We start from the raw sequence: 18,143 nt of genomic DNA, 5'->3' as shown, positions 1-18,143 counted from the left end.
TTCGGCTTCAAGAGGAGGAAAATTATGGAGCGCCGCTCATTTCTCAAGGCTACGGCCGTGGCATCGCTCGCTACCGGTGTTGCGGCAATTGCCGGCAGCACCAAAGCCGCAGACAAGAAGTTTACGATTGCCCTCATTCCGGGTCTGACGACCGACGCCTTCTATATTACCATGCGCAAGGGTGCCGAAGCGGCAGCCAAGGCAGTCGGTGCCGAGCTCGTTTTTCAGGGCGGCCCCGATTTCAACCCGGTGACCCAGGTTCCGGTTCTTGACGCAGTGATCGCCAAGAAGCCCGATTTCATTCTCATTGCGCCGACCGACAAGGATCAGCTCATCCAGCCTCTGAAGAAGGCTGTTGATGCCGGCATTCCGATCATCACCGTCGATACCTTCATCGGTAACGGCGTTTACCAGACCGGCAGTGGTGATGCCGATTTCCCGCTGGCCTATATCGCTTCCGACAACCTGCTCGGCGGGGCGATTGCCGCCCGTGCATTGGCAAAGGCCGTTGGCGAAAAGGGCAAGGTCTATGTTTCCAACGTCAAGCCCGGCGTCTCGACCACCGACCAGCGTGAGCAGGGTTTCAAGGAGGAGATGAAGAAGTATCCGAACATCACCGTTCTGGAGACGCAATATAACGATGACGACGCCAACAAGGCAGCATCGCAGCTGCAGGCCGTCTTCGCACGCAACTCCGACCTCGACGGCGTTTTCGGAGCCAATCTGTTCTCCGCTCTCGGTGCCGCCAACGGCGTGCAGCAGGCCGGCCAGACGGGTAAGATCCGCGTGGTGGCCTTCGATGCGCCGACGTCTATCGTTGATAACATCAACTCCGGTCTCGTCGATCTGGCGATTGCGCAGCATCCGGCCGAGATCGGCTATTTCGGAGTGATGGCCGCTTATGCGCATCTCACCGGCAATTCGATTCCGACTGCGATCGGGACCGGTTTCACGGTCATCGACAAGTCGAACGTAGCCGACAAGAAGATCGCGAAGTTCATCTACTCCGATTGATGCGGGGATAGTCTGTGCCTCGCCGATCGGCGAGGCACATTATCCAACGATGATAGAGCGACGGCGCTCTAATCTTCGCGCTTCCAACGCTCCAGTTTGGACCGATCCATGACAATCGACAATGCAGAGGTCCGCAAGGCGGATCAGCACGTGGCGCCACAGGCAGACCACGGCGACCAGGCAAAAACACTTCTTAATCGCATCGCGCAATTGCGTGCGTGGCTCTTTCTTGCTGCGCTTATCGTGACTTTCGAGATCTGGGCGCGGATCGACTTCGGCGGTACGTTCATCGGCTCGAGCTTCAACTGGCAGTCCGTTGCGATCTTCGCGGTGGCACCGTTGCTGCTGGCAATCGGGCAGACTTTCGTCATCATCTCAGGCGGTATCGATCTGTCGACCGGCTTCATCATGGGCCTTGCGGCCGTCGTCGCCGCGCATATTGCCAATATCGCCGGTCTTTACATGCCTCTGCCCGTCGCAATGGTCTTCGGCATCCTCGTCGCCATGCTGGCAGCCGCAGTCCCCGGCCTCATTAATGGTCTCCTGATCTCCCGTCTCAAGGTTCCGCCGTTCATTGGTACGCTCGGCATGTTCGGCGTGGCGCGTGGCACCGCCTTCCTGCTCGCCGGCGGTACGACGGTGCCGGTCAAGAATTCCTATTTCGCCGAGCTCGGCAACGGACGATTCTATGGCGTGCCCTATCTCGTCATCGTCACGCTCGTCTTCGTGGTGATCATGCATTATTTGCTGAGCCAGACCCGCTTCGGCCAGCATAATTATGCCATCGGCGCCAATGCCCAGGCGGCACGCCGCGCCGGCATCAACATCAAGTCCCATCTGCTGCGTCTCTATATTCTCTCAGCCGTTTGCGCTGGCCTGGGCGGCGCGCTCTATGCGGCCCGTTTCACTGCAGGCGCCGCCCAAGCGGGCGAGCCCCTGCTGCTCGATAGCGTGGCCGCCGTCGTTATCGGCGGCGCCAGCCTCTTCGGCGGTTCCGGCACGATCATCGGCACCATTGCCGGCGCTCTCGTCATCGCCGTCATCCAGTATGGTCTCGTCTTCATGAATGTGGAGCCGTTCTGGCAGTTCATCGCCGTCGGCGTCGTCATCATCATTTCGGTGCTCATCGACCAGGCGCAGCGTCGGTTCAGCGGAGCAAAACAGGATGAATAGTGCAACTCCCCTCCTCGAGGTCCGCAATCTCTCGCGTTATTTCGGTGCGGTGCGTGCCCTCGACAATTGCTCCATGGTCGTGCGGCCCGGTGAAGTCGTGGCACTTGCGGGTGACAACGGCGCCGGCAAGACGACGATGATCAAGGCGATTTCCGGCGTCTATCCGCCGACCGCCGGCGAAATCCTGATCGAAGGCAAGCCGGTTACCTTCTCATCGCCGCAGGATGCGCGCGAGAAAGGCATCGAGACGATCTATCAGGATCTGGCGCTTGCCGATAATCTGCCGATCGGCGCCAATATTTTCCTTGGCCGTGAGCCGATGAAGAAACTCTTCGGCTTCCTGCCGGTGCTCGATCGGAAAGCCATGGCCGAAGCGGCTCGCAAGACAATGGCGGAGCTGGATTTCCACGTGAAGAGGCTCGATGCGCCCGTCAGCAACTTTTCCGGCGGTCAGCGGCAGGCCGTCGCGATCGGGCGTGCCGTCTATTGGAATGCCCGCATCCTCGTCATGGACGAGCCGACCGCAGCACTCGGCGTGCCGGAACAGCGCAAGGTCGTGGCCCTCATCAAGTCGCTGAAGGCGCAGGGGCGCGGCGTCATCTTCATATCCCACAATCTGCAGGATATTTTCGCGGTCTCCGACCGCATCGTCGTCCTGCGCCGCGGGATCGTTGCCGGCGAACGCAACATCGCCGACACCAATCACGAGGAAGTCGTGAGACTCATGGTTGGCGGTTAACAGGATCGCCGGCACATGATTTGAGCCGAGAGCGGCAATGGTGTTTCGTCGCCATTGCCGTTTCGTTGTCAGCAATCAAAGGCGCTCGTTTTGGGCTCACCGGAGCAGTAGCAAGAACCAAGAGGCCGGCAGTTGATGTTGGAGCGCGTAGAAAGCCGGCAAGCGCGTTTCCGCTTGCTTTGCTTTGATTGCGTTCTCATATATTGCTATCAATGCAATCAAATATGGGAGCGTGAAGCAATGGCATCGATCACCATTCGCAATGTGTCGGACGAGGTGCACCGTGCGATCCGGGTGCGAGCTGCTATGCACGGTCGCAGCACTGAAGCCGAGATCCGCGATATTCTGGAAAAGGCAGCAAAACCAGAAGGCCGCCTGAAGCTGGGTTCGCTGTTGACATCCATCGCTCGTGAAGCGGGGGGGCTAACCGAAGCCGAAGCTGAGGGTTTCAACCAGCTTCGCGATAAGACCCCGGTCGGGCCGATTAGCTTCGAATGATTGTTCTCGACACCAACGTCATTTCCGAGCTGTGGAAGATCACGCCCGATCCGAATGTGTTGTCATGGATCGATGCGCAGATGATCGAAACACTCTACCTCTCGATCATCACCGTTGCCGAATTGCGCTTCGGCTTGGCTGCGATGCCGGAGGGCAAGCGGCGTACGATCTATCAAGGCCGATTGGAAAGAGAGGTTTTACCAGCTTTTGCCAACCGGGTTCTGCCTTTTGACTTGGATGCCTCGCAAGCCTATGCCGATTTGATGGCGTTAGCGAGGAGGGCAGGCAAGTCCATTGGCACGGCAGATGGCTATATTGCCGCCACGGCTGCCTCACATGGCTTTATGGTAGCTACGCGCGATACTAGCCCTTTTGAAGCTGGCGGTTTAAGCGTCATCAACCCTTGGAACATGAAATGAAGAGGGTTAAGGCAGTCGCGTGATAAGTCTGCCGAACAATCCGAATATTCAAATGGCAACAGCTTGTTTACGCTGAGCATCGCCCGACGATCCGCGTGACCGCACCCGTTGATCTCCCTACTCTTGCGGTACCGAATGCATTCGATCCTTAATCGGGGAGCTAATCAGGAAATGTTCGTAATCTTCAAACGGGATGTGCGACTCCTCAGCCATCCCGGCAACAAATGCGATCCGGAGGCTGGATCGAGAAAGAGCCACCGGGCTATAAGTGCTTTTACTGGAGGCAAGCAGGCATGACCGAAGCCGTACCCATCGTGCGTTTCACCGGTACCGCACCGAAGATAAGCGACATTGCTTCGATAGCGCGCCGTAGCGCATGGATCGAGGTTTCGACTGACGTCGAAAACAAAATCGCCGCTGCGCGCGCAGTCGTGGAGCGCTATTTGGCAGCCGACCAGCCAGTCTATGGTTTGACGACGGCATTGGGTGCCGGGGTCGACACTCGGATCGCCACGGACGACCTGATCGCCTTTCAGTTACGTGTACCGCAAGCCCGCGCCGTCGGGGTCGGGCCGGCGCTGCCATGCGAAATGGTCAGGGCGATGATGGCCGCTCGTATTGCTGGCATGGCGGCTGGCGGCTCCGGCGTATCGCTCCCGGTTTTCGCCGGTCTCGTCGCCGCGCTGAATGTAGGCTTTCATCCGGTGGTTCCCTCGCTCGGTTCGATCGGCGCAGCCGATCTCGCGCCTCTGGCGCATATGGCACGGGCCTTGTTGGGCGACGGCGAGGCGGAGCTTGATGGCGCGATCATGCCGGCGCGGGATGCCCTCTCGAAAGTCGGTCTGAAACCTTTGCCGATCGCGCCGAAGGATGGCCACGTCCTCGTGGTCGCCAACAGCCTGTCGGTTGGCAAGGCCTGCCTCTGCATCGAGGATATCGTGCGCCTGTTCGATTGGTCGCTTGCAGCCGTCGCACTGAATTTCGAGGCATTCCGCGCCAATGTCTCGGCTTTCGATGACCGCGCGCTGGCGGCGAGACCAGCCTTCGGCCAACGCGAAACCGCGGCGAGACTTCGCGAGCTGCTTTCCGGGAGCTCTCTTTTTGTCGACGGTGCCGCACGGCGCCTGCAGGATCCTTTGAGCTATCGCTGTGCCCCGCAGGTCTGGGGTGCCCTGCTCCACGCGATCGGCGAAGCGCGCGCCGCCACCGAGATCGAGCTTGCCAGCTCAGGGGACAATCCCGTCGTGCTGGCCGACGAGGGACTTATCCTGTCTCACGGCAATTTCGACATGACGGCCTTCGTTCTCGCATGGGAGCGGCTTGGCCAGGCAATCGCGCATTGTGCGGCGGCCACCGCCTATAGAACGATGAAAATCATGTCTCCGGTCATGTCGGAGCTGCCGCGCTTCCTGACCCCGCTCGGGCAGAGCAGGACGGGTTTCGCCACCGTGCAGAAAACGGTCTCGGCGCTTGAAGCCGAGATACGCCATCTGGCCAATCCGGTGTCGCTCACGCCGATCCCAGTCGCGGATGGTGTAGAGGATCAGGCGTCGATGGCACCGAGCGTCCTATCGAAGATCGAAGCAATGATCGAGCGAATGCGTTATCTCGTGGCCATCGAGCTCGTCGCGTCGGCCCAGGCCGTTGAGCTGCGCGGTGTTGCGGGCGAGCTCGGCCGCGGAACGCTGGGCGCCTATCGACAGGTACGCCAGCTGGTGGCGCCGCTCGAAGAAGACCGCGCGCACGGTCCTGATTTTCAGAGAGTGACGGAATTTATCGCAGAGACCGCCGCGAACGCTGCTCCCTGATCGAAACGGCGACAGGGTGGTTTGCCCGCCGCCTCGCTTTCTCGCAGGCCGTCTGGCGGCCTGCATCATCCGATAAACCGGCACGGCCGGTGACATGCTGGAGAACGGTAATGCAGGAAATCTGGATCGACTATCTCAACGCCATCGACGCCAAGGCGCTGGTCCTTTCCAACGACGAAATACTCGACGCCGTGACCAAAGCGCTCGATGCGCAGGGGCGCGGCGAGACGGTCATCGAGCCTCGCGTTCATCTCGTGCCCGAGAGTTCCGACAAGGGTCATTTCAATGTGCTGCGCGGCTATGTGAAGCCGCTCGACTATGCCGGCGTCAAGGTCGTGGGCGATTTCGTCGACAACTACAAGCAGGGCCTGCCCTCGGAGCTGGCGGTTCTCAATCTCTTCGATCCGCGCACCGGCGTACCGAAGGCGATCATCGATGCAACCGCGATCACCGACATGCGCACCGGCGCCGTCACAGCTATCGGCGCGCGCCATCTCGCTCGCAAGGACAGCAAGGTTCTCGGCCATATCGGCGCGCGCGGCACCTCCTACTGGAACGTGCGGCTGCTCGATCACCTCTTCGACTTCGATGAGATCCGCGTGCATTCGCGCCGTCCGGAAAGCCGCGACGCCTTTGCCGCGAGGCTGGAAAAGGATCTCGGCAAGAAAATCATTGTAACGGACAATTGGGAGGATTGCCTGAAGGGCGCCGATATCATGATCGAGGCGAGCCGGCTGCCGGAGCCGACGCCTCTGTTCAAGACCGCCTGGGTCAAGAAAGGCGCCTTCGTCGTGCCTTACGGCACGATGAGCGCACTCGAATTCGACCTGACCGACATCATGGACAAGGTCGTCGTGGATGACTGGGGACAATGCGGACCTGGGCGTCCCTTCGGTGCCCTTCGCCGCCATGTCGATGAGGGCAAGGTGACGGCGGAGACGCTGCATGCCGAAATCGGCCAGATCGTCTGCGGCGCCAAGCCGGGCCGCGAAAGCGATGACGAGACCATCCTCTTCTGGCATCGGGGCCTGAGCACCACCGACGTCGCGCTCGGCGCAGCCATGGTCGAAAAGGCAAAGCGCATGAACATCGGCCAGCGCCTTCGGTTTGCGTGACGCGTCATGACGATATCCTCTGCCACGGCCATAGCCTGCTCACGAATGTACAATCTGAGCCCGAAAATATCCGGTCTCTGGGATGAGCTCTTTCATTGGCTTGCCGACCGGTCAGGCGTCGAGCTCGAAATCATTGCCCATGCCCCTCCGGCTCCTCTGTCCGACCTATGGAGACGTCCGGACATGGGTGCCGTTTTCATGTGCGGCTTTCCGTTCTCCCGGCTATCGCCGGCGGAGCGTCCGCAGCTGTTGGCCGCGCCGGTTTCCCTGGCGGACTGGGCAAACGGGCAGCCAGCCTATGCGAGCCATATCGTCGCCGCTCGTGATAGAGCGCTGACTGAAGCCGATCTCGCCACCGCACGCTGGGGCTGGACCGTGCGGGATTCTCAGTCCGGCTATAATGCGCCGAGAGAATTCTTTGCCACGCTTGCGAATAGGCCTGCAGCGGCGCAGATCGTCGGCCCACTTCTCAATCCCCGCGGCGTAGTCGACGCCATTCGTTCAGATACCATAGATGTCGGCGCCATCGACGCCTATGCCTTTCAGCTGATGGCAATGCACGAGCCGGACATGGTTGCGCCATTGCGCATCGTCGCCACCACGAAGCCGGCTCCCTTCCCTTTGCTGGTGGCCGCAAGGCAGCAATCGCCGGATATCGTCGACGCGCTACGCGCCGTTCTTCTCAAGGCGCACCAAGATCGGCAAGGGAGCGATATTCTCGCATCGCTTGGACTGGTGGCCTTTGCCGAGCCGGATGTTGCCGCTTATGACCAGCTTCCCGCAAGAGCGCGCGTCATCGATGCTGCTCTCGGAACATGGTGAAGTTCGGACGCGCCAATCAATAGCCGGCACATTATGCGCTGGCGACGTGTATCAACAATTTCTTTGCCGCGAGACCCAGACATTCCTCGAAGGCTGTCAAATCCAGAAAGAGCTGGTCAGCCGCGACCTGGCGGGTGACGATGATGCCGTCACGTGCCGCTATGCCGCCATCGAGCATCAGATTGTCGGTCATATCGAAATTTTCCAGCGCCATGCCGTCGGGGCCACGGTGACGTCCGTCCTCACCGAGCTGCACTTCGCCGCCATAAAGCCTGCTCACACGCTCGAAGTGGTTATCGAGGCAGTTGGAAAAGGCAAATGCCGGGCAGCCGCGGGCGCACATGAAGCCGAGTTCGAAGGCCGTGCCGATATCGGCGGCGACACCACGAAACGGCGTCAGATTGGCGATGATGAGATCGGCGCTCATCATCAGTCTCTCGTTGATGGAACTGATGGCAAGGCCGCGCTGCCGGCGCGTCTTCGTCTCAGGCACGGCAAGGTCACCGGGAGAAACCGGCGTAAAACCATAGCTGCGCGCCAGCGCGATCTTGCGATCAAGGATTTCCCTAGCGTTTGGGAGGAAGACTTCCGGGCCTGCCAGATATGCTCTCAATGCCTTACCCCTTTAATGGAATCTTGCACCGCAGCAGTTGCGGAACCATATGAAGCCTATGGCTGATTCAAGGCGCAACCGCCATAGCTGGGCGCATAATTTACGAAACCGCGAAATAATGGCGATTGCCGTTCCCGGTCAACAGCGAGACGCGTATAGTTCCCTTCGGACCGAATGGCGCTCCCTGTCTAGGACAGGTGACGGAATTGTGGGGTATAGAAAATGCAATCTTCTCTTGAGGCCGTTGCCGCCTCGACGCAGGACGACCAGGGCATTTGGCCGACGAAACAAAGCAAGATCCTCGATTGGCTTATGAATGATGTCCGCGACCAGCGATTCATCGACAATATCCTCGTGGAACTCTGCGAGAAAATGCAGGCAATCGGAGTTCCGGTCGCAAGAGCGACGATGCACTTCCGAACGCTGCATCCGCAATGGCTGGGGGCGAGAATTCTTTGGCGCACCGGCATGAAGGAGGCCGATATCGCGACCTTCAGCTATGGAGTCGAGAATACGCCGCAATTTCTGGCAAGCCCTATCAATGAGATATTCAATGGCGCGACGGAAGTCCGGAAAAATCTCGAGGTCTGTGAAAAGTCGGAGCTGAAATATCCACTATATAAAGAAATGCAGGCGGAAGGACTGACCGACTATATCGCCTGGCCGATCTACCACACGCTCGGCAAGCGCCATATCGTGACCTTTGCCTCGGATGCTCCGGGCGGCTTTACCGAACAGCACATCACCTTCTTGAAGGACCTGTTGCCGGCCCTGACAATGGTGACCGAGATCCGGTTGAAGAACATCATGGCCCGCACGCTGCTGCGGACCTATGTCGGACCGCATGCCAGCGAGAAGATCCTGGCCGGCGCCACGACGCGCGGCAGCGGCACCACCGTCGGTGCAGCGATCCTTATTTGCGATTTGCGTGATTTCACGACCATCTCGGACATGTGGCCGCGCGACGATGTCATCGAGTTGCTAAACGGCTATTTCGACGCGATGGTCGACCCCATCGAAAAACATGGTGGCGAGATCCTTAAATTCATGGGCGACGGCCTGTTGGCCATTTTCCCGTTGAGCGATCCGAATGCCTGTCACAATCTGCTTCTTGCCATCAGCGAGGCGCAGGCAAGCGTTGCCGCACTCAATGAGGAAAACCGCAAGCATGGCCGTGAAATTCTGCGCTACGGTGTCGGCGTGCATGTCGGTGACGTAATGTATGGCAATATCGGCTCGCGCACTCGCCTTGATTTCACGGTCATCGGTCCGGCCGTCAATATCGCCTCACGGTTGGAGTCCTTGACGAAGGAGGTCAAGCGGCCGGTACTTCTGTCCAAAGCCTTCGTCGACATGGCCGGCTGCAGGCGGGATATGGAAAGCCTCGGCTCCTTCCCTCTCAAGGGGCTTGGAGAACCGGTCGATGTGTTCGCCTTTGCCGCCAAGGAAGTCTTGCTTCAACATGGTTGACGGTAGGCAGCGCGAACTTTGCCCTGCAAATCCTCGATTTTGTACGACGCGATTCAGTCGGTTGCAAAACGTGAAATGGCCAAAGGGTGCCGTGGCGGAAAGACTTCCCTATATTGTGAAGTGGATCATGACGATAGCCGCCTTAATTTTGGGATCGTTCTGCGCGTACGAACGTTAAATGAGGGTTGATTCTATCGGCTCTACCACGAGGGTGTTTGCCCACCCATAATACTCTGACAAGGAGAAAACAGATGAGAAAAATCCTGACCCTGGCGTTTTCAGCGGCGTCGTTGATCGTTGCGGGCACCGCCGCAGCACGCGCGGCCGACATGCCGGCGACCTATAACGAGGAGCCCGATGATCGCAACGGCGTGAAAATCGGCTATCTCGAATGCGATATCGGCGGCGGCGTCGGCTACGTCCTCGGCTCTGCCAAGGAAATGGATTGCACCTTTCATTCGACAGTCGGGCATTCGCGTCGTGTCGATCACTATACCGGCGCGATCCGGAAGATGGGCGTCGATCTCGGCTTTACGACCCGCAGCCGGCTCGTTTGGCTTGTCTTCGCGCCGACAGCCGGCTACCATCGTGGTTCTCTGAGCGGCCTTTATCAGGGTGCTACCGTTGAAGCCACTGTCGGTGCCGGCGTGGGCACGAACATCCTTGTCGGTGGCACCGCCGGCTCCATTCATCTTCAGACCGTGAGCGTTACGGGTCAGCTCGGCTTGAACGTTGCGGCTACCGGTACGTCGGTCACGTTGACGTCGGTCGATTGAGTGTTTTGCTTAAAGTCTTGACCATTGAATATGGCCGCTCCTGCCTGGCGCTGGAGCGGCCTTTTCTGTCGGGGCGGTGACAGCCAGCTTCGCAGACCGGCGCCTTCCGCGCAAAACCGGTTTATCCATATACCCTCGCGGCGCTATAGCTATGTAAACCCAGAGATTCTTCGGAGCCAGATTCATGACCGATACCGTCACCGATCGTTTTCTTCGTTATGTCGTCGTCGACACGCAATCGGACCCGTCTTCGGTCACGCAGCCTTCCACTGCGAAGCAGAAGAATCTCGGGCGCATCCTGGTTGAGGAATTGTTGGCGATCGGGCTTGCCGATGCACATCTGGACGAGCACGGCTATGTCTATGCCACCATTCCATCGAATGCCGACAAACCGGTTCCCGTCATCTGCTTCTGTTCCCACATGGACACAGCGCCCGATTTTACCGGCACGAATGTCAAACCGCAGATCGTGCGCGACTATTCCGGCGGTGATATCCGCCTCACCGGCGACCCGCAGCAGGTCATTCGCGTTGAAGAACACCCTGCCCTGCGCGATCAGATCGGCAACGACATCATCACCTCGGACGGTACGACGCTGCTTGGCGCGGATGACAAGGCCGGTCTTGCCGAAATCGTCGCAGCCGCCAAATATCTCGTCGACAATCCCGATATCCGCCACGGCACCATCAAGCTTCTGTTCACGACGGACGAAGAGATCGGGCGTGGTGTCGACAAGGTGGATTTGAAGAAGCTGGGAGCGCAATTCGCCTATACCGTTGACGGAGAAACGGCTGGGCATATAGAAGACGAGACTTTCTCGGCCGACAGTGTCGAGGTTATCATCCATGGCGTCGCCATCCATCCAGGCTTCGCCAAAGGAAAAATGGAAAATGCCATCAGGATTGCCGGCGCGATCATCGACAGGCTGCCGAGGAACATAGCTCCAGAGACGACGGACGGTCGCGACGGCTTCATCCACCCTACCGGCATCAGCGGCTCGATGGAGAAGGCTTCGCTCGGCTTCATCATTCGCGATTTCGACGAGCAAGGCCTTGTTGACAAGGAGACTATGTTGGAGGCGATCGTCAAGGATGTCATGAAATCCTATCCCGGCTCTTCGCACACCTTCACCGTTCGGCATCAGTATCGCAATATGAAGACGATCCTCGATCGCCATCCGGAAATCGTCGAAAATGCTGTCGAGGCCATCCGGCGCGCCGGCATGACGCCAGTGCGCGGCAGCATTCGCGGCGGCACGGACGGTTCCAGGCTTTCCTTCATGGGGCTGCCCTGCGCCAATATCTTTGCCGGCGGGCATGCCTTTCATTCGCCGCTGGAATGGGTAAGCCGGCAGGATATGGAAAGAGCCGTAAAGACGCTTGTAGAGTTGGCCAAGGTGTGGGCGGAGCGCTCCTGAAAGCTTTCGAGAAAAAACCTCGTTCATCCTATAAAAGCCTAGTAACCCTGTCGCGAAATAGGCCATTTTGGTCTGTTCGGAGCCAATCTCCTTGTCATTATGCAAGCCATCCGCGAATTTTTATATTGAAGCATTACTAAATTAGATTATTCTGTAGTTTGGTTTTGGGAGGAAAGGAGAATAGACAGGTCCCTTCATTCCAATTCTATGGTGCGCGCGCTCCGACAATCAGAAACAGGCTGACAAAAGCCTAAACTGAAACGGAGTTTAGTCATGAGAATACAATCTTCACGGATGGCAATCGCTGCATCCGTTCTTCTTCTATTGACCTCGACAAGTTATGCAGAACCCGGCGGCGGGACGGATCACGGTGGCAGCCGATCCGGAACTGGATTGGGTGTTGGCGTGTCGGTCGGCGGCATCAACGCCGGTTTGGGCGCCGGGCTTGGCTCGAATGGGCTTAATGCCGGCGTCGGTGCATCGGTCGGAGGCACGAATGGAGTCAACACCGGAGCGGGTGCTTCCGTATCCGGAACGAGTGGTGTCAACGCGGGCGTCGGCGCGTCCGTTGGCGGTTCCGCCGGAGTCAATGCTGGCGTGGGCGCATCGGCCAACAGCAATGGCGTCAACGCTGGTCTCGGCGCTTCGGTTGGAGGCTCAAGTGGTGTCAATGCCGGCGCTGGCGTCTCCGTCGGCGGATCCGGAGTGGGCGTCGGCGTGGGTGTTGGTATCGGTGGGAGCGGTTCAGGCGGCAGCGGCGGTGGAACCGGCAGCGGCGGGACTGGCTCGACTGGGGGTACCGGCTCCAGCGGAACCGGTATGGCAACCGGAGGCACAGGCGGCACGAGCGGCTTCGGGCTGGGCTCGGGCAATTCCGGCACGGGATCGAGCACGCGCACGCTTGCCGCTTTCCGTACCATGTCGAGTGCTGAACAGAAACGTATGTTGATTGCCTGTCGTCAGGTGACGGCATCCGGCAATTTCGATGCTGGTCTCGTCAGCCTTTGCCGGCTGCTGCGCAGTACGGCGAGCGCCGGCGGCCTATAGGCGGCTTTCCGTCGGGTATCTCAACCCCTTCGCTCGAGAATTAAAGTCTGCGCCCGTTGCCTCGATATCGGCAATGGGCGCAGATATGCGTCGCAATTACCAGTCTACGCGGGCCACATTGTCGATCATCTGCCGGCTGCGGCGCAACATCATGCCAGGGGCATCCGCCGCTCTGTTCAAAAGGTTACGCGCGCCGGCAAGTGGATGAAATCCGACCCTTTCCTCCAGTTCGGGAGGCGGATCGTCGTTTGCAAATGGCGGAGTTGCCTCAGCATATTCCGGGTGACCTGTTATCAGCGGGTCCTGTGTTTCGCATTGCGGCAGGCAGCGGTCGAAATGTTCCACGTCACCGGATGACGCGATCCTGGTCTTTGCGGCATCGGAATGCGACGCAATGCGCTTTACCGGCAGATTGGTCTTGGTCATGGCAGCAAGCGGCGAAGGTTGCGGAATTGGCACTGTCATCTGCGGCTTTGCCGGGCTCGCATCAATCGCTAACTGTAAATGGTTCACGGCAAGCTGCGGTGCGGGTGCTGGGCGATTGATAACGATGCGGCCGTTATTATCGATGAACTCTATGGTGCGGTCGACGGGGCCGGTTTGAACAATGACATAAAGAGCACCGACAACGGTGCCGCAAACAGCAAGCCCGGAACCCAGCCTTCGGGTCGTCTCGCTTTGACCATTCCACCATCTCATAGGCTGCGTATCCACGGACCGCTCCTTTTGACAAAATCCCGGATAGCCATTTTCATGTGAACTGTGGCGCGGCTTTTGCCGAAACATGGCCAATTGCAGACCTTTTGCAAAGAAATGTTGACGAATGCACTTTGCGTATTCGGACGGTATGGAATGAGCCGCATTCAAGGGCCGCCATTTAACCTGCCGTAAATCCGGTGACTTTTGCTGCGGTTCGTATGCATCAATGCCGGCATGATTTCTTCGACACGCTTGAGATCAGGCTAACATTCCGCTTCACAAGACCATCGGAAGACCTGCGATGAAAAACTAAATGGCCGTCCTCTCCGGTGCTTCTTTTTCTCACAAGAAGCAGGCACAGTCATAAGACAAGCGTGTCGCGCAAAAGTGTGTAGCGGTTTTGCGAGAACGACATGCGCAAAATCAACGACCTAAAGCACAAGAAGCGGATCTGAAAGATCGCGACGTGCTTTAGGCCCGGGCTCAATGATCGGTCGGAGTTCGCGGATAGCGAGTATAAGTCAAACGGCTGCGAACATACGGCAAGAATTGATGTTTCTGCTGCAGCTATGTGATCGAAATGGCGAATCATTCAGGGCGGATGGCCCCCTCAAAGTCGCTGATTCGCTTAAATTGAATCTCATATTCTCGCCGCACTTATCCTAGCTGCAGGTGGATTGTATCGAACATTATTAACCATGTTTTTTAAAACTATTAATTATCTGTGGGTATTCGCTGAGTAAAATCAAACTATACTTTGGAGGTATTCTTTCGATGCTGTCGCGTCCGTCCAAGCGCATTCCCGCCTAATTGCCAGCGAAGCATATATGTGCTTATTTTATTATATTCTGATATTTTCGGAAGCATATGCGAGGGGGGATGTGAATGCTGAGAATGCTCTGCGGTGCCGTCCTGACTGGTATCGCAATGACCATGGCAGCATCGCCGGCGATGGCTGCCACTGCAACCGCCAATATGACGGTCACCATCACCATCCAGGCGCAGTGCCTTGTACAGAGCGCCAATAATCTCAACTTTGGCACCAACGGTGTCATTACCAGCAATATCGATCAGGCAACCACCATCGGTGTGCAATGCACATCCGGGCAGACCTACAATGTCGGCCTGAGTGCTGGCGCTGGGGCGGGAGCGACGACAGCTGTCCGTGTCATGACAGGCCCGGCAAGTGCGACGATCAATTATGCGATCTACAGCGATGCCAACCGAACGCAGACTTGGGGCACCACAATAGGCACCGATACGGTTTCGGGCACAGGCAATGGCGCAGTCCAGAATATAAATGTTTATGGCCGGGTACCCCCGCAGACCACCCCGGCCGCAGGCGTCTACACCGATACCGTGGCGGTTACCGTCACCTACTGAAAACTTACAGATCCAGGAGGCCGTCATGCAACGCATGTTGCCATGCATTGCCGCGACTATGCTTTTGCTGCTCGGTGCTTGCGGCTTGAACGCGGCATCTCTGCGAGTGGCACCCACAAGTCTTGAGCTCACGGCGCCGGCCGCTGCCACAGTCTTGAATCTCGCCAATGACGGAGATCATCCGATCAACGTCCAGATACGTGTCTTCAAGTGGAGCCAGGCGGGCGGCATAGAAACCCTGGAACCAACCCGGGATGTCGTTGCCAGCCCGCCCGCTGCGAGACTGAATCCCAATGCTCAGTATGTGATCAGAGTGGTTCGTACGAGCAAGGCGCCTGTCAGGGCCGAAGAGACTTATCGTGTTATCGTCGATGAGCTGCCAGACCCTGCCCGCGCGCGCGCCGGCACAGTCACCCTCATCATGCGCCAGTCTATTCCAGTCTTCTTCAAGCGGCCGGACGTAAAACCCGCCGTTATCGTCTGGAGCCTCAAACGAGAGGGCAACACCCTTTCCCTGACCGGCAGAAACAATGGCGGCAGCCGCTTCCGTCTGTCGAACGTAACCCTGGCGCAGGGCACAACGAAGATCGGCAGCCGCAACGGGCTGGTCGGATACGTACTTGCTGGCGCGACGATGCAATGGCCGATGGGAACAGCAAGACCCCTCGCCGGCAGCGTAGTAACACTCCATGGCCAGAGCGATCTTGGGCCGTTCGATGCTGAAGTCGCCGTTAATCAACGGTAGTGCCGGCACCGTTCTCATATGCATGCTTTTCTCAGTTTCGGCGCTGCGTGCTCAGGAAGTGCCCGATCTGCCGGCAAATGCAGCCGTGGCGGGCCAACCGGCGGCCACGCTGGACGTCTACCTCGAAGTATTCATCAACAATGCATCGATGAAGATGATTGGTAATTTCAAACAACGTCCGAACGGTTCCCTCGCGGCAACCGCGGAAGAGCTGCGCGAAGTCGGCATTAAGCCGCCCGCCGGCGCGGACGACGATAAGCTGATCGAGCTCAGCACCTTGCCCGGCTTGTCTTATCAGGTCGACAATGAAACGCAGCGCCTTTATGTCCAGACGACGGATAAGGGGCGCGCACCTCGCGTCATCAATGTCAGGCAGCAGCAGGAAAATACGATCCCGGCACCCCAGACCGGCTACGGCGCCGTCTTGAACTATTCCCTCTACGCAAGTTCCAACGGTCTCTTCCAAGGCAATTCAAATCTGTTCCAGGGAATATCCGGATCCTTCGATGCCCGGCTCTTCAGCCCGTACGGCACGCTCAGCCAGTCCTTCCTCGCCGGATATTCAGAAGGTAGCCTCGATGGGATAACCCGCCTCAACACGACCTGGAGCTACTCCGATCCGAAGAGCCTCGTTACCTATCGCGCAGGCGACCTGACCACCGGCGGCCTGTCATGGACACGCCCAGTCTATTTTGGCGGCATTCAGTTTCAGCGCAATTTTGCACTGCGCTCGGACCTGGTGACCGAACCGCTGCCCTCATTTGCCGGGACAGCTGCCGTCCCTTCGACACTCGATATCTATACACAGAACGTTCGCACCTATTCCAGCGACGTCCCCGCCGGACCATTCGAAGTCACCAACCTGCCGGTCTTTTCCGGAGGTGGGCAAGCGACCGTCGTGCTGCGTGACAGCCTGGGGCGGGAAACGACGCAGATCTTGCCCTTCTATTCCTCCAACTGGCTTCTGCGCCGGGGCCTGTTGGATTTTTCCGCCGAACTCGGCACGCCGCGTCTGAATTTCGGAACGGATTCCAATGATTATGATGGCCGCATTATGGGCGCCGCCACAGCAAGGTACGGCCTGACCGATTGGCTGACACTGGAAGGTCATTTCGAGGGCGGTGCCGATCTTCTGAATGGCGGTGCGGGAGCCGCCTTTCCGATCAGCTCGTTCGGTGTAGCGTCGGTAGCGGGCGCGGCAAGCAAAAGCGGGTCGCGTTCCGGCGCACTGATGAATGCCGCATTCGAGCTCAGTTACGACAGATGGGCTCTTTATGCCCGCGTGCAGCGGACCTTTGGCGATTATGACGACATAGCCTCGGTCTCCGCGCGGCCGACAACCAGCACTGCCGGAGATGTGAGCATTCTCAGCGCTGGTGTACCGCGAGCCATCGATCAGGTCACGCTGAGCGTGCCAACGCCACTCGATCTTTCCAGCCTCAACCTCTCCTACACCAACCTCGAAAGCGCCGATGGCAGCAGGAGCAAGATCGCCGGTCTTTCCTACAGTCAGACCTTCAAGCGTGCGACAGTCTATGCCACCGCCTTCACCGATCTCGACGACCGAAGCAATTTCGGATTCTTTGCCGGCCTCTCCATCCCCTTCGGTGGTAACGTCACGGCCAATACGGGCGTACAAGGCGGGCCTAACGGCCTCGGCGTCGTGGCCGACGTTTCCAAGTCGATGCAGCAGGAGGACAACAGCTTCGGCTGGCGCCTACGCACCTCCGAAGGCGAAGACACCTATCGCGAGGCGGCAATCGGCTATCGGGCTCCCTTCGCGCAGGTCGAGGCAGGTCTTCAACAGCAGGATCATCGGACCAACGCCACGGCTCGCGTCGATGGTGCCATCGCTGTTGCAGGCGGCGGCGTCTTTGCCACCAATAGGATTGACGATGCCTTTGCCGTCGTCGATGTCGGCGCTCCCGATGTTGAGGTTCAGCAGCAGAACCGGCCTGCCGGCAAGACCAATTCGAGCGGCCGCATCCTGGTGCCCAATCTCAATTCCTATGAACCGAATACCCTATCCATCGATCCCAAGAACCTGCCCGTCGACGCCGACGTGCCGGCAACGAAGGAAATCGTCGTGCCGGCGGATCGCAGCGGCGTTGTCGTCAAGTTCGGTGTATCCGAAGCACCGCAAGCCGCTCTGATTACGATCAAGGACAAGAACGGGGTGCCGCTGCGTGCCGGGCTCGGCGGCACCTTACAAGGATCAAGCGAGGATTTCGTCATCGGCTATGACGGACAGGCATACATTCGCGGACTGCACGCAAGGAACGCTATCGACATATCACTTGAAGACGGAACGAAGTGCCATGCCGAATTCGCCTACAAGCCGCAGCGAGGCGAACAGGTCGTCATCGATGACGTCAGGTGCCTTTAAAAGGGAGTTGAAAAGATGC

General features: G+C 58.5%; 17 protein-coding genes. 15 read left to right on the top strand and 2 right to left on the bottom strand.

Features of this window, described 5'->3' with window-relative positions:
- Nucleotides 1–24: 24 nt before the first annotated feature.
- From I8E17_RS23370 to I8E17_RS23335, 8 genes are all read left to right on the top strand, one after another.
- Nucleotides 25–1,014, top strand: coding sequence for a substrate-binding domain-containing protein (locus tag I8E17_RS23370; protein WP_069615568.1), 990 nt, complete (start codon nucleotides 25–27; stop codon nucleotides 1,012–1,014).
- A 108-nt stretch (nucleotides 1,015–1,122) separates the two neighbouring features.
- Complete coding sequence (locus tag I8E17_RS23365; protein ID WP_069615567.1) at nucleotides 1,123–2,187, top strand: ribose ABC transporter; 1,065 nt, start codon at nucleotides 1,123–1,125, stop codon at nucleotides 2,185–2,187.
- On the top strand, nucleotides 2,180–2,926 hold the full coding sequence (locus I8E17_RS23360) for an ATP-binding cassette domain-containing protein (RefSeq protein ID WP_069615566.1): 747 nt from the start codon (nucleotides 2,180–2,182) through the stop codon (nucleotides 2,924–2,926). Before I8E17_RS23365 ends, I8E17_RS23360 begins: the two co-directional genes overlap by 8 nt.
- A gap of 240 nt (nucleotides 2,927–3,166) precedes the next feature.
- Complete coding sequence (locus I8E17_RS23355; protein WP_069615565.1) at nucleotides 3,167–3,424, top strand: plasmid stability protein stbC; 258 nt, start codon at nucleotides 3,167–3,169, stop codon at nucleotides 3,422–3,424.
- Complete coding sequence (locus I8E17_RS23350; RefSeq protein WP_069615564.1) at nucleotides 3,421–3,843, top strand: type II toxin-antitoxin system VapC family toxin; 423 nt, start codon at nucleotides 3,421–3,423, stop codon at nucleotides 3,841–3,843. The genes I8E17_RS23355 and I8E17_RS23350 overlap by 4 nt, the downstream gene beginning before the upstream one ends.
- A gap of 293 nt (nucleotides 3,844–4,136) precedes the next feature.
- Nucleotides 4,137–5,651: a histidine ammonia-lyase gene (hutH, locus tag I8E17_RS23345; protein WP_069615563.1), complete on the top strand. Its 1,515-nt coding sequence runs from the start codon at nucleotides 4,137–4,139 to the stop codon at nucleotides 5,649–5,651.
- Nucleotides 5,652–5,761: 110 nt separating this feature from the next.
- The gene (locus I8E17_RS23340; RefSeq protein ID WP_069615562.1) at nucleotides 5,762–6,766 is read left to right on the top strand and encodes an ornithine cyclodeaminase family protein; all 1,005 of its coding nucleotides are present in this window, start codon (nucleotides 5,762–5,764) and stop codon (nucleotides 6,764–6,766) included.
- Nucleotides 6,767–6,811: 45 nt separating this feature from the next.
- Nucleotides 6,812–7,588 (top strand): PhnD/SsuA/transferrin family substrate-binding protein, encoded by a 777-nt coding sequence (locus tag I8E17_RS23335; protein ID WP_069615561.1) that lies wholly within the window; start codon nucleotides 6,812–6,814, stop codon nucleotides 7,586–7,588.
- Between the two features lie 31 nt (nucleotides 7,589–7,619).
- Here I8E17_RS23335 and I8E17_RS23330 read toward each other — a convergent pair whose 3' ends face one another.
- Nucleotides 7,620–8,201, bottom strand: coding sequence for a nucleoside 2-deoxyribosyltransferase (locus I8E17_RS23330; RefSeq protein WP_069615560.1), 582 nt, complete (start codon nucleotides 8,199–8,201; stop codon nucleotides 7,620–7,622).
- A 222-nt stretch (nucleotides 8,202–8,423) separates the two neighbouring features.
- Between I8E17_RS23330 and I8E17_RS23325 the strand changes: the two genes are divergently transcribed.
- The 4 genes from I8E17_RS23325 to I8E17_RS23310 all read left to right on the top strand — a co-directional run bounded on the left by I8E17_RS23325 (nucleotide 8,424) and on the right by I8E17_RS23310 (nucleotide 12,911).
- Nucleotides 8,424–9,671: an adenylate/guanylate cyclase domain-containing protein gene (locus I8E17_RS23325; RefSeq protein ID WP_069615559.1), complete on the top strand. Its 1,248-nt coding sequence runs from the start codon at nucleotides 8,424–8,426 to the stop codon at nucleotides 9,669–9,671.
- A gap of 251 nt (nucleotides 9,672–9,922) precedes the next feature.
- Nucleotides 9,923–10,447, top strand: a complete 525-nt coding sequence (locus I8E17_RS23320) for a DUF992 domain-containing protein (RefSeq protein WP_069615558.1) — start codon at nucleotides 9,923–9,925, stop codon at nucleotides 10,445–10,447.
- A gap of 184 nt (nucleotides 10,448–10,631) precedes the next feature.
- Complete coding sequence (gene pepT / locus I8E17_RS23315) at nucleotides 10,632–11,864, top strand: peptidase T (protein ID WP_069615557.1); 1,233 nt, start codon at nucleotides 10,632–10,634, stop codon at nucleotides 11,862–11,864.
- Nucleotides 11,865–12,137: 273 nt separating this feature from the next.
- Nucleotides 12,138–12,911, top strand: coding sequence for a hypothetical protein (locus I8E17_RS23310; protein WP_069615556.1), 774 nt, complete (start codon nucleotides 12,138–12,140; stop codon nucleotides 12,909–12,911).
- A gap of 96 nt (nucleotides 12,912–13,007) precedes the next feature.
- Here the strand turns inward: I8E17_RS23310 and I8E17_RS23305 are convergent, their stop codons facing one another.
- A complete protein-coding gene (locus tag I8E17_RS23305) occupies nucleotides 13,008–13,697 on the bottom strand; it encodes a hypothetical protein (RefSeq protein WP_229002146.1) in 690 nt (229 codons plus the stop codon).
- Nucleotides 13,698–14,495: 798 nt separating this feature from the next.
- On the opposite strand from I8E17_RS23305, the gene I8E17_RS23300 reads away from it, so the two are divergent.
- From I8E17_RS23300 to I8E17_RS23290, 3 genes are read left to right on the top strand one after another with little or no spacing between them, the layout of a single operon-like run.
- Entirely contained in the window at nucleotides 14,496–14,993 is a 498-nt protein-coding gene (locus I8E17_RS23300; protein WP_069615555.1) for a spore coat U domain-containing protein, read from the top strand.
- A 25-nt stretch (nucleotides 14,994–15,018) separates the two neighbouring features.
- Nucleotides 15,019–15,738: a molecular chaperone gene (locus I8E17_RS23295; protein WP_069615554.1), complete on the top strand. Its 720-nt coding sequence runs from the start codon at nucleotides 15,019–15,021 to the stop codon at nucleotides 15,736–15,738.
- 22 nt (nucleotides 15,739–15,760) lie between these two features.
- On the top strand, nucleotides 15,761–18,124 hold the full coding sequence (locus I8E17_RS23290; RefSeq protein WP_113366734.1) for a fimbria/pilus outer membrane usher protein: 2,364 nt from the start codon (nucleotides 15,761–15,763) through the stop codon (nucleotides 18,122–18,124).
- Nucleotides 18,125–18,143: the final 19 nt, after the last annotated feature.

The sequence above is a fragment of the Rhizobium sp. AB2/73 genome (assembly GCF_020871915.1).
In the GTDB taxonomy this organism is placed as follows: Bacteria; Pseudomonadota; Alphaproteobacteria; order Rhizobiales; family Rhizobiaceae; genus Rhizobium; species Rhizobium dioscoreae.
The sequence above is the reverse complement of the archived record's forward strand: the minus strand, read 5'-3'. Positions and strand labels throughout refer to the sequence as shown.

Coding starts and splice junctions, on each gene's coding strand:
- I8E17_RS23370 (WP_069615568.1), top strand. CDS start 25: ATGGAGCGCCGCTCATTTCTCAAGGCTACGGCCGTGGCATCGCTCGCT.
- I8E17_RS23365 (WP_069615567.1), top strand. CDS start 1,123: ATGACAATCGACAATGCAGAGGTCCGCAAGGCGGATCAGCACGTGGCG.
- I8E17_RS23360 (WP_069615566.1), top strand. CDS start 2,180: ATGAATAGTGCAACTCCCCTCCTCGAGGTCCGCAATCTCTCGCGTTAT.
- I8E17_RS23355 (WP_069615565.1), top strand. CDS start 3,167: ATGGCATCGATCACCATTCGCAATGTGTCGGACGAGGTGCACCGTGCG.
- I8E17_RS23350 (WP_069615564.1), top strand. CDS start 3,421: ATGATTGTTCTCGACACCAACGTCATTTCCGAGCTGTGGAAGATCACG.
- hutH (WP_069615563.1), top strand. CDS start 4,137: ATGACCGAAGCCGTACCCATCGTGCGTTTCACCGGTACCGCACCGAAG.
- I8E17_RS23340 (WP_069615562.1), top strand. CDS start 5,762: ATGCAGGAAATCTGGATCGACTATCTCAACGCCATCGACGCCAAGGCG.
- I8E17_RS23335 (WP_069615561.1), top strand. CDS start 6,812: ATGTACAATCTGAGCCCGAAAATATCCGGTCTCTGGGATGAGCTCTTT.
- I8E17_RS23325 (WP_069615559.1), top strand. CDS start 8,424: ATGCAATCTTCTCTTGAGGCCGTTGCCGCCTCGACGCAGGACGACCAG.
- I8E17_RS23320 (WP_069615558.1), top strand. CDS start 9,923: ATGAGAAAAATCCTGACCCTGGCGTTTTCAGCGGCGTCGTTGATCGTT.
- pepT (WP_069615557.1), top strand. CDS start 10,632: ATGACCGATACCGTCACCGATCGTTTTCTTCGTTATGTCGTCGTCGAC.
- I8E17_RS23310 (WP_069615556.1), top strand. CDS start 12,138: ATGAGAATACAATCTTCACGGATGGCAATCGCTGCATCCGTTCTTCTT.
- I8E17_RS23305 (WP_229002146.1), bottom strand. CDS start 13,697: ATGTTTCGGCAAAAGCCGCGCCACAGTTCACATGAAAATGGCTATCCG.
- I8E17_RS23300 (WP_069615555.1), top strand. CDS start 14,496: ATGCTGAGAATGCTCTGCGGTGCCGTCCTGACTGGTATCGCAATGACC.
- I8E17_RS23295 (WP_069615554.1), top strand. CDS start 15,019: ATGCAACGCATGTTGCCATGCATTGCCGCGACTATGCTTTTGCTGCTC.
- I8E17_RS23290 (WP_113366734.1), top strand. CDS start 15,761: ATGCTTTTCTCAGTTTCGGCGCTGCGTGCTCAGGAAGTGCCCGATCTG.